Genomic DNA, 12361 nt, shown 5'->3' on the forward strand with positions numbered 1-12361 from the left:
AAAGACCTTTCAAGTAAATGAAAGGTCTTTTGTTATGCAGTATGATTCTCTTTCTTATCTTTCAAAAAGAAAAGTACGGCAAGGATTACAAGAATAATAGCTGCAATATCATACGTTATTTTAAATGTAGTATTAAAGTTTAAGTACTCTACGAAAGGAGTTTTCACTGCTCCTGCATATATACAAACGGGAATGAGAAGTAAATCGTAAAATTTCTTTTCTTTCATATATCTTATTAGGAAGAAGATACACATAATAGCAAAAAATATGATGCTTAAAATAGTCATTTATACCTCCAGATAAATTTACTTATTTTAATTGCAGTTATATCTTTTATATAAATTCTGTATTTTTTCAAGCGCTATGCACGCGATTGTGTTTCCTTTCTTTCCTAGCCGTAAGCAGCTGAGGAGTGAAAATCCCAACCAATATAAAAATAATACCAATCCACTGCATGAATGTTACGACTTCATGTACAAGTGTAATAGAAGCGATAATAGCAGTTGGTAATTCAGCTGCACCTAATATTGTACCGAGTCCTGTTCCAACCTTTGGTACACCGATTGAAAAACAAATGACAGGTACAACAACGCCGAATAATCCGAGGAAGAAAGCATATTTCCATAGACCGGCTTGGAGGGCACCATCTGTTAAAAAGGTTGGTGGGAAGAATAGACATACGATAAGAGTCGCACTTGTTGTCATGAGAAAGCTTTTCGTATAAGGGGGAACATCTGTAGCAACGCGTCCGCTTGCAAAAACATAGAATGAAAAAGAGACTGCAGCTAATAGTCCAAAGATAATCCCTTTCGTAGAAAAACTTTGTCCGAGGCCTTCAAATACACCACCTGCAAACAATGTACCAGCAAATAAAATAAGGATAGATATGATCTTATCGCGGCTTGGAAAGGTTCGATTTGCAATCGCTTCGATAATGACACCAATCCAAGTGAACTGAAACAGTAGGACGACAGCGATAGATGCGGGTAGTTCTTCTACAGAAATAGCGTAGAAAATCCCAGTCATACTCATTGTTGTTCCGACGGTTAGTAATGAAAAGAATTGTTTTTTTGTTACTTTATGACGTGAAAAGAAAAGAACGAGTAGAAATAGTCCAATCCATCCGAAGACATATTGTCCCCCTAATAGTTGATGTGCTGAAAATCCATTTATGAATCCGAGTTTGAAAATAGTTGAAAGTATGCCGTAGCTGCAAGCACCGAATAAAACGAGCAATGAATATTTAAACTTATCCATAAAAAATCCTCCTTTTAAGTAATAAAAAACGCCCGCTATCCAAATAAGGATAACGGGCGAACGAAACAGAGTAAGACACTCTACAAAATTCCGCCACTCACACATGAAGTATGAGTTTGGGGTATGTAATTATAGTGAATGTTACATTGCTTTTGGGAATACAATGGAGCATTTTACACCTTGAGCTGTGTTTTGTATCCCGTAAGGAAACTGATGTTTATCTAATATTTGTTTCACGATATATAATCCAAGACCACTACCTTGTACTAAACCGTGTTTATCAGGGTTTGCGCGATAGAAAGGCTCAAATAAATGAGCAAGTTTATCTTCATCAATTTGTGAACCTGTATTCAATACTTCTAATGCGTAACCGTTTGGTTTTTCATAAAGCTTTATATATACGTGCTGATGGTCAATTGTATAATGAATTGCATTTGAAATAATGTTAAAAATAGCAGTTTGAATAAATTTAGGATCAGCTAAAATTTGTACGTCGTGTTTAATATTAGATTGTACATTTAATTGTTTTACAGATACAAAGTAATCTACTTTCTTTATAACATCCTCAATAATATTAGATAAAGAAATGACTTCTAAATTCGGTTTAAATTGAGGGTTTTGTATTTTGGATAATTCCGACATTTTTTCCGTTAATATGTTAATGTCTTGCATCATCTCGTAGGAACGTTTCAAATACTTATCTCTATCTTTATAAGCTCCAATTCCGTGAATCATGCCATCTAGTTGTCCCATAACGGCTGCGATGGGTGTTTTTAATTCATGGGATACCATAGACATAAATTCTTTACGAGATTGTTCTAATTGTTGTTCCTTCTTGAGCTCATTTCTTAAATCTTGATTGCTTTCATGTAAATTCTTCACAATATTTGGTACTTGTGAAGCGGCTACTGACAAATTAAAATCTGTTTGATCTGTATTTTTGTTAAGTAGCTTTTTATCTGAGAAATCAAGATTCATAATATCTTTTAAAGCATCGCTCATATATTGAAAAGGTTTAGCAATTAGTTTTGCGTACATTAAAGATCCGAGTAGAGATAATGCAAGCATTGTCGCGCCAACCTGTGGAGCTAACTGCTGCAACGCATCTGCTAACTTTGGATTATCATTTGTATCATTTGTTTTACTTGCTGCATTTTGTGTATGTAAGGCATCATTATTAGCGGCTTTCTTTTCTGCTTCTGTAAGCTGATTAGAAGTGCTATTTTTCCCCGAAAGGTTTTGTGTATGTTCTTTTGCTTTTGCAGTTTGGCTAGGCTGCAAAAGGTGATTGATAGCTGCAGAAAGAGATTTATAATCTACAATAGAAGATTGGAAATTAGAAATGTTCCCTTCTGACGCAGCTTTATTTTGATTCGTTTTACTTTGATCGTTTTGCTTATCTGAATCCGCCTGTTCTGTAGTCGGCGTTCCATTTTCTTTCGCAAAACGTTCTTTATCGTAGTTTGAAGCTAGAAAGTAAATAATTTGATAAAGACAAAGTGATAAAAGAATACAAAATAATAAGGTTTTGATGAAAATATTTTTGGTGATGTTGTCTTTACTACGATTCGATTTTGTAGCCAATACCTTTCACCGTTTTAATATAAGTAATTCCTAATTTTTTTCTTAAGTTTTTAATATGTGTATCTATAACTCTTACATCACCATAATGTTCATAGCCCCATACCTTATTCAACAAATCACTTCTTGATAATACTTTTCCTCGATTTTGCAGTAAAGTATAAATAATTTCAAATTCTTTTGTTGTCAATTCAATTTGATTACCATGAACATAAGCTGCATATGCTGTAGAGTTTAACATCAATTCATGGAATTGTAGTATAGTTGCAGCTTCTGCTTCCTTCGTTGCTGCCCTTCTTAATACAGCCTCTACACGCTTAATAAATACAGTGTAATGGAACGGTTTCGTAATATAGTCATCAATACCTAACTCAAATCCTTTAATTTCACTTTCTTCATTATGTAAGCCTGTTAACATAATGATTGGTACATCAGATTGTCCTCGCATAATTTTACAAATACTATAGCCATCTATATCTGGTAACATTACATCGAGGAGGACAAGGTCATATGAATTTTTTTGGAAAAGAAGAATACCTTCTGTTCCAGCACCAACTACATCAACGGTAAAGTTTTGTGCCATTAGAAATTCACGAATAAGTTCTTGTATATCTGGGTTGTCTTCAATCACCAGTATATGCGTCATAGTAACACCTCCTAAATAACGCTTTTTACTGCAATATTCGAATTCATCATTTTTCGAGTGACTCAGATTGTTTATACATATAATAAGCCCCCGCTATAAAATAATCATGAAGGTAGCAAGGGGAATAGTTTAGTGTTACTGAATAGTTCAGAATTACAGTAGTTCTATTATAGTATGTATTATAAAATTTATAAAACATTATAACTGTATAATTTTAATATCTACGTTTATCAATGTTTAGATATTAGCTAATCAAATCTATTCCTATTATATATGTAAATACAGTTGTTTTGCTACTGTAAATGAATAAATAAAATAAGCCAAGACATAAAATTCTTGGCTACACATAAATCTTGTTTTTAGGCTATTTGACAGTGACAGTAGCTTGCTGCTGAACGCGCTCAAATAACCAGTGTATATCATTATTATACATACGAATACAACCAAGTGTTGTCCATTTGCCGATTGCTTGATTATTGTTAGTTCCGTGAATCGCATAAGTTGTTCCGTAAGTTCCTGCCATATTTAATCCAAGCCAACGGTCACCAAGTGGATTACGTGGATCCCCGCCTTTAATTTTGCCTGTATAATAAGGGCGGTTTTTAATTTTATTTACGATTTGAAAAGTGCCTTTAGGTGTAGGCGTTGCAGCTTTTCCAGTAGCGACAGTAAAACTTTTTATAAATTTTCCATCCTGATAATAATCCATTTTATTTAACTGAGTGTCTACAATTAATTGATCTTTCGTTGTAGCGGCCTCTGCGCTAGCGAATGGAAGAGTTAAAAATCCTAATGATAATAGTGCGCTTAATAATAATTTTTTCATTGTTATTCTCCTTTTACTATCGTAATAGTCTTACATACAATGAAGTTGTAATCCTCGTAATGCTTTATTTACATTTTCATCTAATGTTTCAAAGAATGTAGTGATTTTGCTGTTGTGTTTGTTGTTTTTATCAATAAGTAATCTTTCGTTCAATAAAAGCTCACCACGTAGTCCAAAACTTTGAACTTGAATATTTAGCTCATCTTCATTTTCAGAAATAATTGGTAAGAAATAGTGAAAAGCTTTCGTTGGAATGATGTAGCTTTTGCCAATCATGCTTTCTTGGTTTGAGTTAGTCCATTTTTTCGTGACAATTTTAATATTCTTTTTTGAAACGATAAAAGATAGTGTTGTAGATTTTGTTAAACTTACGTCAAATTCACTTGTTTCACATATGTGTAAATTAAAAACGGTTTCATTTTGATGAGATTCAACATTTGTATTAATAAAATCGTGCATTTTATATGCTTCCATTTCGTATTCACCCTTTTTTCAATTTCGAAAAACGACTTATATTTATTCAAATTAATGCTTAGTCATATATTAGTTAAATTTTTCAACAAATTCCGATATAATCTTACAATACGTATATGAAGCTAATATGAAGTTAGCATGAGTTTGTGGTGGTTTTTTATTGAGAACAAAATAAGAAAGGTTTTTCAGTGTTAAAAAATGGATAAAATTTGCATATTATTAATGCGTCTTTTTGTTATTTCGACTTGAAAAATGCTTTTAGCTACTTAATAAATAACGGAAATCATTAGTGTGACCCTTACAAAAATGTAATAAAAATGTAAGCTATTGTGATAGTTATTTCGACAATTTTTTTATACAATAATAGTAAGAAGTTGTACGTGATTGAAAGGAGAGATGACATGGAATGGATTCATGAATTATTTCAGCAATACGGGTACTATGTTGTACTTGTAGGTTTGCTGTTAGAATATATTGCACTTCCGTTTCCGGGAGAGCCAACGTTAGCATATGCGGGATTTTTAGCACATAAGGGTGATTTAAGTTTACCAATTTTAATTATTCTATCCTTTATTGGGACAAGTGTAGGAATGACGATTCAATACTTTTTAGGAAATAAATTAGGTATGCCTTTCATTCAAAAGTATGGGAAATACGTATTTTTAACACAAAGAAAAATTGACTTAACGAGAATGTGGTTTGATAAGTATGGGTACTTCTTAATTTTTATTGGTTTCTTTATTCCTGGTGTACGTCATTTCACAGGATACTTTGCAGGAATTATTAATTTACCATTCCGTCGTTTTGCCATTACAATTTATTCAGGTGCTCTATTTTGGGTATCATTCTTCTTAATCGGTGGTTACTGGCTAGGTGGAAATTTACATGATATATTTGGAGTGCTAGAAGGTCATATCGGTAAAATCATTTTTGGAGTTATTGTGATTGTAGCGGTTACGTTAGGTATTCGTTTCCGTAAGCAGCTAAAACGAGTATTACTACAAAACGCAAGCTAATATGAAATCCATTCTATGTCAGAATTTAGGAAGGCAGTGCAAAAGCACTGCCTTTTTTATTTTATTGTTAAGACTATGTTTAATGCACATTTTACATTCTTTATAGGAATTTGATACAGGATAAGAAATAAGTATCTTGTCAATTATTATAGTCGTAATGACAATTATAATTGACAAAAATAAGGATATTATTTACAATTTTAATTAAATAAATGAAAAAGAGGGAAGACATGAAGCTTCAAAATCGAGTGAGGGAATTGCGAGCAAAGCATCGTTTATCACAAGGGGATTTAGGAAAAGTGATTGGATCATCACGGCAAACGATTAGTTTAATTGAACGTGGGGATTATGCACCATCTATTGTATTGTCTTTAAAAATCGCGCAAATTTTCAATGTACCAGTGGAGGAAATATTTACGTTAGTAGAGGGGGAAGAGGACGATGAAGAGTAAGCGAAAAAAACAATTTGATTCTGTGGGGAAAATAGCAGTAAGTATGATGGGTGGCTTTTTAACGTCTTATATAGCTTTAAATTTACTCTCGGATGAACCGAGAAAATTATCATCTAATACATTTATAGGTATATGTACTATTTTTGGAATCTTAATGATGTACTATACTTGGAAGAATACACGTATGTTAGCAGAGGCACGCGATGAAGAAGAGAGCGTACAAGGCAGAAAATTAGGCATTATAAGTATATATTTACGTGTAGGTGATATAGTTACGCAGGCATGGTTTGTATATGCAGTTATTACATGTAGACGTGCACTGTTGCAGGATACAAATGTTTCATTTGCGGTGTGGAATTTAGTAGCTTCTATTGTTTGTTTAACTACTGTAGTAACTATCGGACTCATAACAAAAAATCGTTATAATAAGCTATATCCTGAACAAGGTGTAACGTATATGGAATCTATGAAAATGTGGACGAAAAATGCAGATGAAGGATTAAAGCACATTGTGCATGAGGCTGGATATAAAGCGTATGAATTTACGAATACAATATTGGCATATGTATGGTGGGCTGCCGTTATATATACAGCTGCTAGTGATATCGATTTTGTATTAATTGGCTTAATCTCATTTATTTGGATATTGCATCTCGGGAAGTTCATGTACGAAATGCAGAGAAAAATGATTTATTAAGGGGAGAAAAAGGTGGATATTTTAAGAAGGCCAGCTGGCTCAATGACAGTGGCGCTAATTCTGTCCATTTTATACGGAGTAATCCGAACTGGGAAATTAGAAGTAATTTTGAACCTATGGGCAATAGTTGGAATTTCATTGTTAGTGTTAGCCATTCATGAGCTAGGACATGTAGTATTTGGTGTAATAGGTGGTTTAACATTTAAATTTATGACAGTAGGACCCATTACTATTCAAAAAGAAAAGGGAAAATTACGCATTCGAGAAAATAAATTATGGGCGTACTTTGGAGGTGTTGCAACATTAGTACCACCTTCTATAGAGACACCGAATCTTTCGAAAAAGTGGGCGTGGCTCACTTTAGGTGGACCGATTACGAGTTTACTATTTGGTATTACTTCCGGTTACATATACATGGTGAGTTATTATCAATATCTTTTATATTTTTCCTTTTTCCATTTTGCAATCTTTGCGGTTACAATTGTGCCAATAAAAGGAATGCTTATGAGTGATGGGATGCAATTTCTTATTTTAATTAAAGATGATGAAAGAGCTAGAAATCACTTATATGAGATTCAAATATCGAGTGAGTTATTTAGTTATAAAAGACCGAAAGATTGGGATGAAAGATTAGTAGAATTGAGTGAGGAGAAAATAAAAGAGAATAAAGGGATAAGAGAGATAATGAGTAGACTTATGCTCGTCTTTTTTGCTCGTGCAGATCAAGAGGGAATGGAAAGAGCGATACCGTATATAGAACGAATTGTTCAACTACCTGTAACGAAAGAAAATAAGTTTTTCGTTAGTAGTTTTCATAGTTGGTATCTTTTATATAAAGCCCTTTATCAGATGGATAGTCTTTCTTTGCAAGAAGCAAAGGAACATGCAAAGGCTATTACAAAAATGGACCTAAGTGGATATTACCGTACACAAGGAATTATTAAATATGTAGAGGGCAATATGGAAGCGTCCCGTACTTATATGAAGAAAGCTGATCAAGAATTAAAGAGCGCCGAGAAGAGTGAGATGGGATATTTACAATTAGAAAGAGAATGGTTTAAGCAGCTGAAAGAGAGGGTATCTTACGATGGGTGAGGTATCCTCTTTTTTATATGTCATCTTATGCCGTTCCATAAACAGCCTAGGGCGAGTAAAATGAGATAAGAAGAGCAAAGCTTGGAGGAAGTAAATATGGAAATCTTATCAATTATTTTGATAGTCTTGCTCATTTATGTTGTTTTTAAAGTAGCATATGTAGCATTAAAGATACTCGCGATCCTATTAATTATCTTTTTAATCGTAGAGTTCGGCAGTAAGTTGCTTGGGGGATAGGGTATGTTGTGCGTTTTGAGTGTCGAAGGTTGTCGGTAAATCGATATCTTGTGTCGAAGCGTCGATATAATGAAAAAATCGTTGATATAAGTGGAGAAACGATCGATATATTTGAAAAATCGTTGATATATTTTAGTGAATACGAAGTGGGGTATATGGAAAAGAAGTTGCCGTGAGGGTAACTTCTTTTTATCGTGATGCGGGGATATGCAAACCAACATAAAAAAGCTGGAAGAGTATCTTCCAGCTTAAGAGTTACTTTCGATTTGGCGACCGCTATCTTCTTCATTGTCTTGTAATAGGTTGAATACGTCTGCTAGGCAGAATGCAATGAACCAAGTCCATAGACCGTGGAAGAAAGCTGAGCTTAATTGAAGTGGTAATGTATAGTTTGTCATTGAGTAGGAAATACATCCACCAACGATTCCGATCATTGTTAATAACATTGTTTTTTGAGCATTTTCTTCTGGATTGAAGAGGAAGTAAATGTATCCACCTAAAATTGAAGCGCTTACAAGTGTTTCGATTCCATTAAAAATGATATTCTCTCCAAGCTGTGTGTTTGTCCAGAAGCAGATTGTTCCGCCGATAATAGCAAACAGGACAGCTATTGTATATCGTATATATTGATTCATATGTTCATCTCCTTATGTAATAAGATGATTTGGAAGTCAAAAAGGTAGGTATAGTATATTGAAGTGAGTTTTAATTGTACGTATCTTTTTATAAAAAGATCATTGAAGAGTAACTAAGATGATCGGTTGTTTAAACCGTTACGTGTATGGTGTCTGAAATATACCCGACTGCTCGTTTCTTTTTGCTTGTAAAATAAGAGAAACTTCCAAGTCTATATACTCTTTTTTTGTGAGTCTGCTTTCATTATAACACATTTAGAGACATAATAATAGAATTATCTGATTTTGTAATAAGTGTAAAAAATAAAAAGCGCAAGGAAATACCATTAGCGGTGCAGTTTAGTGGAAGAAGGATTTTAATTTATTATGATGAAATATGTAATAAAGGTGAGATCTAAGAAGGAGGCTTAAATACTATAAAAAATGTTTTATAGTATGAATGTAAGGGAGGAGAGCTAACTTGGAGTTCACAACAGAAAGATTAATAATTAGACCTTTTAAGAGTACTGATTTACAGGATGTATTTGTTATTTATAATAGTGATGATACATGTAAGTTCCTATTACATAATAAGTGGACTCATGAAGACATGCAGAAAAGATTTAATAAGAAGTTAGCAAATAATGTACTTACTAAAGAATCAATATTAAGTTTGGCAGTTATATACAAAACTAAAGTAGTTGGTGATTTATCCGTATGGTACACAAATATGAAAGACACTGTTGAGATTGGTTATAGTTTTTCAAATGAAGTAGCTGGGAAAGGTTTGGCGACAGAAGCAGTAAGTAGTTTGGTATTGAAATTATTTAATGAATTTAATGTACATCGTATACAGGCTAATCTTGATGCACGTAATACAGCTTCACAAAAATTGTGTGAACGAATAGGCATGAGAAAGGAAGCCCATTTCATACAAGATTTTTGGAATAAAGATGAATGGACAGATAGTATTGTATATGGGATGCTATCCTCCGATTTGTAGTAATAAACTTAGTGATTTTATTATGCTAAAAGGTACGTGAGTTGAATAACAAAGGGCATAACATATTATATATGACTAATATGTTATGCCCTTTAATTTATTAACCTTTTTTATATGCGTTTGAAACGGCCGACAATTTCAACTGTTTCAGTAATGTTCATAAATGCTTTGTTATCCACTTGACGGATAATACGTTTCATTTCGCCTAACTCATAGCGAGTCACGACAGTGTAAATCATTTTTTTCTTATGGTTTGTATAGCCGCCGACAGCGTCTACCATTGTCACCCCGCGTATGCCGTGATGTAGTAGTGCGCTTTTTATTTCCTCACCTTTTTCTGTAACTGTCATTATCGTTAATTTAATATGTTTCGTATGCACAGCATCGATAACTTTGCTGACTACAAACCGGCTAATTAACGTATAAAGTGTAATATCCCATCCGAAAATAAAACCTGCTGCAACAAGTAAGACTAAGTTGAATACAAAGATGATTGCTCCAATTGAAATATCTCGATGTTTCGCTACAATCAATCCAACAACATCAAAGCCACCTGTTGAAGAAGCAAATCGGAATATGATTCCGGAAGCTGCTCCGCAGATTACACCACCGAATACAGAAGATAGTAAAATATCGTCTGAAACCTGGTGTACAGGGATAATGTTCATCGCTAACGATGATACAGCTACAAAGTAAGCTGTTAAAAAGGTTGTCTTCTTGCCTAAGTAAAAGTGACTTAAAATAAGAAGAGGAATGTTTAGTAAAAAGATAAGTGCACCGATATTGTAGTGCATTAAATAACCGATAATCATCCCTACACCAGCGAATCCACCGCTAATCATGTTATGCGGGATAAAAAACATATTCATAGAAATTGCATACAAAATAGAAGCTATAAAAATAACAACCAACTGTATCATAAATTCTAAGTGAAATGTTTTAGCTGCTGGGAAGGATAAAAAGGCGGTGTCGGGAACGTAATCGGCGTCTCCTAGTTGACCCATAGTATGTTTCATCTCCATATTCATTTTTGATTACAAGAAGAGAATAAAGGTTTTTTCAAAAACTGGCAATAGTTTTATTATAATGCAAAAATTTTATAAATTTCTAATAAATCAAGCCTATTCATTGAGGTGCGTGAATATACTAAAGAAAGCGAATACAACGTTTCTTAATTATTATTTTCTTGAGAAAATATGCAAAATACTTTTTTTGAAAATAAAAGGAAATAGAGAATGTTTGCCTAATGTGCTAAAATGACCTTATTAAGGATGTGAAGCGATGGAATTTTTATTGCAGGATGCAATTCTATATATATCGTTTGTAACGACGGCACTTTGTTTATTAGAAGTTTTCTTCCTTGCTAATGTTTCTCGCTTTGTGCGTCAACAAGCATCAAGCGGTAGACAAAGAGCTTTTGCGCTAGTTGATACATGTGAAGATAGTGCGGGAAATGTACCGCTATTTTCTATTTTTTATAAATATGGAATGATTCGTTCTGTACGCAGACAAGAATCAAGTGAAGAGAATGACGAGGTCGGTCCGTATACACCAATGTTTCGCTAAATAATTACGAAACATTGGAGGAATGAACATGTTAAAATCATACCGAGCTGTGCTCGTTAGTTTATCATTATTATTTGTTTTTGTTTTATCTGGTTGCAGTAATGCAGCCCCAATTGATGCACATAGTACTGGGATTTGGGATCATTATTTTGTATATCCAATCTCGTTTATGATTCAATTTGTCGCTCATCATATACCTGGAGCTAGCTTTGGGATTGCCATCATTATTATGACGCTCGTTATTCGTTCAGCAATGATTCCATTAGCTGTTTCGCAATATCGCAGTCAAGCGAAAATGAAGAAAATGCAACCTGAACTGCAGAAGCTAAAGAAAAAGTACGGTGATGTAAGCAAAGACCTTGAAAAACAAAAGCAGTATCAAAAAGAAATGTCAGAACTAATGAAATCAGGCGGTTGGAATCCACTTGCTGGTTGCTGGCCATTATTAATACAAATGCCGATTTTCTCTGCTTTGTATTATGCGATTAGCAGAACGGAAGAGATTCGCACATCTTCGTTTTTATGGGTGAACCTAGGACATGCAGATCCATATCATATATTACCGATTATTGCAGCGTTAACGACATTTATTCAGATGAAAGTTTTCCAATCGAATATTACATCTGGAGAACAAGTACAGATGCTAAAGATGCAGCAAATTATGATGCCGGCAATGATTCTATTTATGGGGTTTGCGGCGCCATCAGGACTTGTGTTGTACTGGATAACAGGTAACTTATTTACAATGACACAAACAATTGTATTAAGAAAAATAATGGAACGTGAAGAGTTACAATTACAAAAAGCATAGAGAAACACCGCTCATTACGAGCGGTGTTTTTTTGTTAAGTCGTTAAGGAAATGTTAAGAAACCGGCATTACTATAGGCATTGTATA

The 12361-nt window shown here is 33.8% G+C and carries 16 protein-coding genes; 8 read left to right on the forward strand and 8 right to left on the reverse strand.

Annotated elements, in window-relative coordinates; genetic code table 11:
* Positions 1-32 precede the first annotated feature (32 nt).
* The 6 genes from AC1Q8L_RS21515 to AC1Q8L_RS21540 all read right to left on the reverse strand — a co-directional run bounded on the left by AC1Q8L_RS21515 (position 33) and on the right by AC1Q8L_RS21540 (position 4784).
* Positions 33-287 (reverse strand): hypothetical protein, encoded by a 255-nt coding sequence (locus AC1Q8L_RS21515; RefSeq protein ID WP_000154123.1) that lies wholly within the window; start codon positions 285-287, stop codon positions 33-35.
* A gap of 67 nt (positions 288-354) precedes the next feature.
* Complete coding sequence (locus AC1Q8L_RS21520; protein ID WP_000357148.1) at positions 355-1257, reverse strand: EamA family transporter; 903 nt, start codon at positions 1255-1257, stop codon at positions 355-357.
* Positions 1258-1398: 141 nt separating this feature from the next.
* A complete protein-coding gene (locus AC1Q8L_RS21525; RefSeq protein ID WP_025118114.1) occupies positions 1399-2841 on the reverse strand; it encodes a sensor histidine kinase in 1443 nt (480 codons plus the stop codon).
* Entirely contained in the window at positions 2819-3484 is a 666-nt protein-coding gene (locus tag AC1Q8L_RS21530) for a response regulator transcription factor (RefSeq protein ID WP_000148834.1), read from the reverse strand. The genes AC1Q8L_RS21525 and AC1Q8L_RS21530 overlap by 23 nt, the downstream gene beginning before the upstream one ends.
* 364 nt (positions 3485-3848) lie before the next feature.
* On the reverse strand, positions 3849-4310 hold the full coding sequence (locus AC1Q8L_RS21535; RefSeq protein ID WP_000735058.1) for a L,D-transpeptidase: 462 nt from the start codon (positions 4308-4310) through the stop codon (positions 3849-3851).
* 30 nt (positions 4311-4340) lie between these two features.
* Positions 4341-4784, reverse strand: coding sequence for a DUF3978 family protein (locus tag AC1Q8L_RS21540; protein ID WP_000388762.1), 444 nt, complete (start codon positions 4782-4784; stop codon positions 4341-4343).
* Between the two features lie 401 nt (positions 4785-5185).
* Between AC1Q8L_RS21540 and AC1Q8L_RS21545 the strand changes: the two genes are divergently transcribed.
* The 5 genes from AC1Q8L_RS21545 (at position 5186) to AC1Q8L_RS21565 (ending at position 8281) form a co-directional block, all read left to right on the forward strand.
* Positions 5186-5800 carry a DedA family protein gene (locus AC1Q8L_RS21545; protein ID WP_000454754.1) on the forward strand — a complete coding sequence of 205 codons (615 nt, stop codon included), beginning with the start codon at positions 5186-5188 and terminating at the stop codon, positions 5798-5800.
* A 230-nt stretch (positions 5801-6030) separates the two neighbouring features.
* The gene (locus AC1Q8L_RS21550; protein WP_000776173.1) at positions 6031-6252 is read left to right on the forward strand and encodes a helix-turn-helix transcriptional regulator; all 222 of its coding nucleotides are present in this window, start codon (positions 6031-6033) and stop codon (positions 6250-6252) included.
* Positions 6242-6949 carry a DUF3169 family protein gene (locus tag AC1Q8L_RS21555; RefSeq protein ID WP_000837721.1) on the forward strand — a complete coding sequence of 236 codons (708 nt, stop codon included), beginning with the start codon at positions 6242-6244 and terminating at the stop codon, positions 6947-6949. The genes AC1Q8L_RS21550 and AC1Q8L_RS21555 overlap by 11 nt, the downstream gene beginning before the upstream one ends.
* Positions 6950-6991: 42 nt before the next feature.
* Complete coding sequence (locus AC1Q8L_RS21560; RefSeq protein WP_002083694.1) at positions 6992-8044, forward strand: zinc metalloprotease; 1053 nt, start codon at positions 6992-6994, stop codon at positions 8042-8044.
* 96 nt (positions 8045-8140) lie between these two features.
* Entirely contained in the window at positions 8141-8281 is a 141-nt protein-coding gene (locus AC1Q8L_RS21565; RefSeq protein WP_000404758.1) for a DUF3985 family protein, read from the forward strand.
* Between the two features lie 248 nt (positions 8282-8529).
* Here the strand turns inward: AC1Q8L_RS21565 and AC1Q8L_RS21570 are convergent, their stop codons facing one another.
* Positions 8530-8916: a DUF3938 domain-containing protein gene (locus tag AC1Q8L_RS21570; protein ID WP_001077773.1), complete on the reverse strand. Its 387-nt coding sequence runs from the start codon at positions 8914-8916 to the stop codon at positions 8530-8532.
* Positions 8917-9376: 460 nt separating this feature from the next.
* Here AC1Q8L_RS21570 and AC1Q8L_RS21575 point away from each other — a divergent pair, with 460 nt between their 5' ends.
* Complete coding sequence (locus AC1Q8L_RS21575) at positions 9377-9898, forward strand: GNAT family N-acetyltransferase (protein WP_000397314.1); 522 nt, start codon at positions 9377-9379, stop codon at positions 9896-9898.
* Positions 9899-10008: 110 nt separating this feature from the next.
* On the opposite strand, the gene AC1Q8L_RS21580 is transcribed toward AC1Q8L_RS21575, so the two are convergent.
* Positions 10009-10902 (reverse strand): YitT family protein, encoded by an 894-nt coding sequence (locus AC1Q8L_RS21580; protein ID WP_000530043.1) that lies wholly within the window; start codon positions 10900-10902, stop codon positions 10009-10011.
* A gap of 277 nt (positions 10903-11179) precedes the next feature.
* Here AC1Q8L_RS21580 and AC1Q8L_RS21585 point away from each other — a divergent pair, with 277 nt between their 5' ends.
* Positions 11180-11464, forward strand: coding sequence for a hypothetical protein (locus AC1Q8L_RS21585; protein ID WP_000394930.1), 285 nt, complete (start codon positions 11180-11182; stop codon positions 11462-11464).
* Positions 11465-11492: 28 nt separating this feature from the next.
* A complete protein-coding gene (gene yidC, locus AC1Q8L_RS21590; protein ID WP_000920525.1) occupies positions 11493-12275 on the forward strand; it encodes a membrane protein insertase YidC in 783 nt (260 codons plus the stop codon).
* Positions 12276-12361: the final 86 nt, after the last annotated feature.

The sequence above is a fragment of the Bacillus sp. GW823-FHT06A11 genome (assembly GCF_058795355.1).

Bases quoted from the DNA above. Each gene is read 5' to 3' on its own strand.
- AC1Q8L_RS21515 (WP_000154123.1), bottom strand. From the start codon at position 287: ATGACTATTTTAAGCATCATATTTTTTGCTATTATGTGTATCTTCTTC.
- AC1Q8L_RS21520 (WP_000357148.1), bottom strand. From the start codon at position 1,257: ATGGATAAGTTTAAATATTCATTGCTCGTTTTATTCGGTGCTTGCAGC.
- AC1Q8L_RS21530 (WP_000148834.1), bottom strand. From the start codon at position 3,484: ATGACGCATATACTGGTGATTGAAGACAACCCAGATATACAAGAACTT.
- AC1Q8L_RS21535 (WP_000735058.1), bottom strand. From the start codon at position 4,310: ATGAAAAAATTATTATTAAGCGCACTATTATCATTAGGATTTTTAACT.
- AC1Q8L_RS21540 (WP_000388762.1), bottom strand. From the start codon at position 4,784: ATGGAAGCATATAAAATGCACGATTTTATTAATACAAATGTTGAATCT.
- AC1Q8L_RS21545 (WP_000454754.1), top strand. From the start codon at position 5,186: ATGGAATGGATTCATGAATTATTTCAGCAATACGGGTACTATGTTGTA.
- AC1Q8L_RS21550 (WP_000776173.1), top strand. From the start codon at position 6,031: ATGAAGCTTCAAAATCGAGTGAGGGAATTGCGAGCAAAGCATCGTTTA.
- AC1Q8L_RS21555 (WP_000837721.1), top strand. From the start codon at position 6,242: ATGAAGAGTAAGCGAAAAAAACAATTTGATTCTGTGGGGAAAATAGCA.
- AC1Q8L_RS21560 (WP_002083694.1), top strand. From the start codon at position 6,992: ATGACAGTGGCGCTAATTCTGTCCATTTTATACGGAGTAATCCGAACT.
- AC1Q8L_RS21565 (WP_000404758.1), top strand. From the start codon at position 8,141: ATGGAAATCTTATCAATTATTTTGATAGTCTTGCTCATTTATGTTGTT.
- AC1Q8L_RS21570 (WP_001077773.1), bottom strand. From the start codon at position 8,916: ATGAATCAATATATACGATATACAATAGCTGTCCTGTTTGCTATTATC.
- AC1Q8L_RS21580 (WP_000530043.1), bottom strand. From the start codon at position 10,902: ATGGGTCAACTAGGAGACGCCGATTACGTTCCCGACACCGCCTTTTTA.
- AC1Q8L_RS21585 (WP_000394930.1), top strand. From the start codon at position 11,180: ATGGAATTTTTATTGCAGGATGCAATTCTATATATATCGTTTGTAACG.
- yidC (WP_000920525.1), top strand. From the start codon at position 11,493: ATGTTAAAATCATACCGAGCTGTGCTCGTTAGTTTATCATTATTATTT.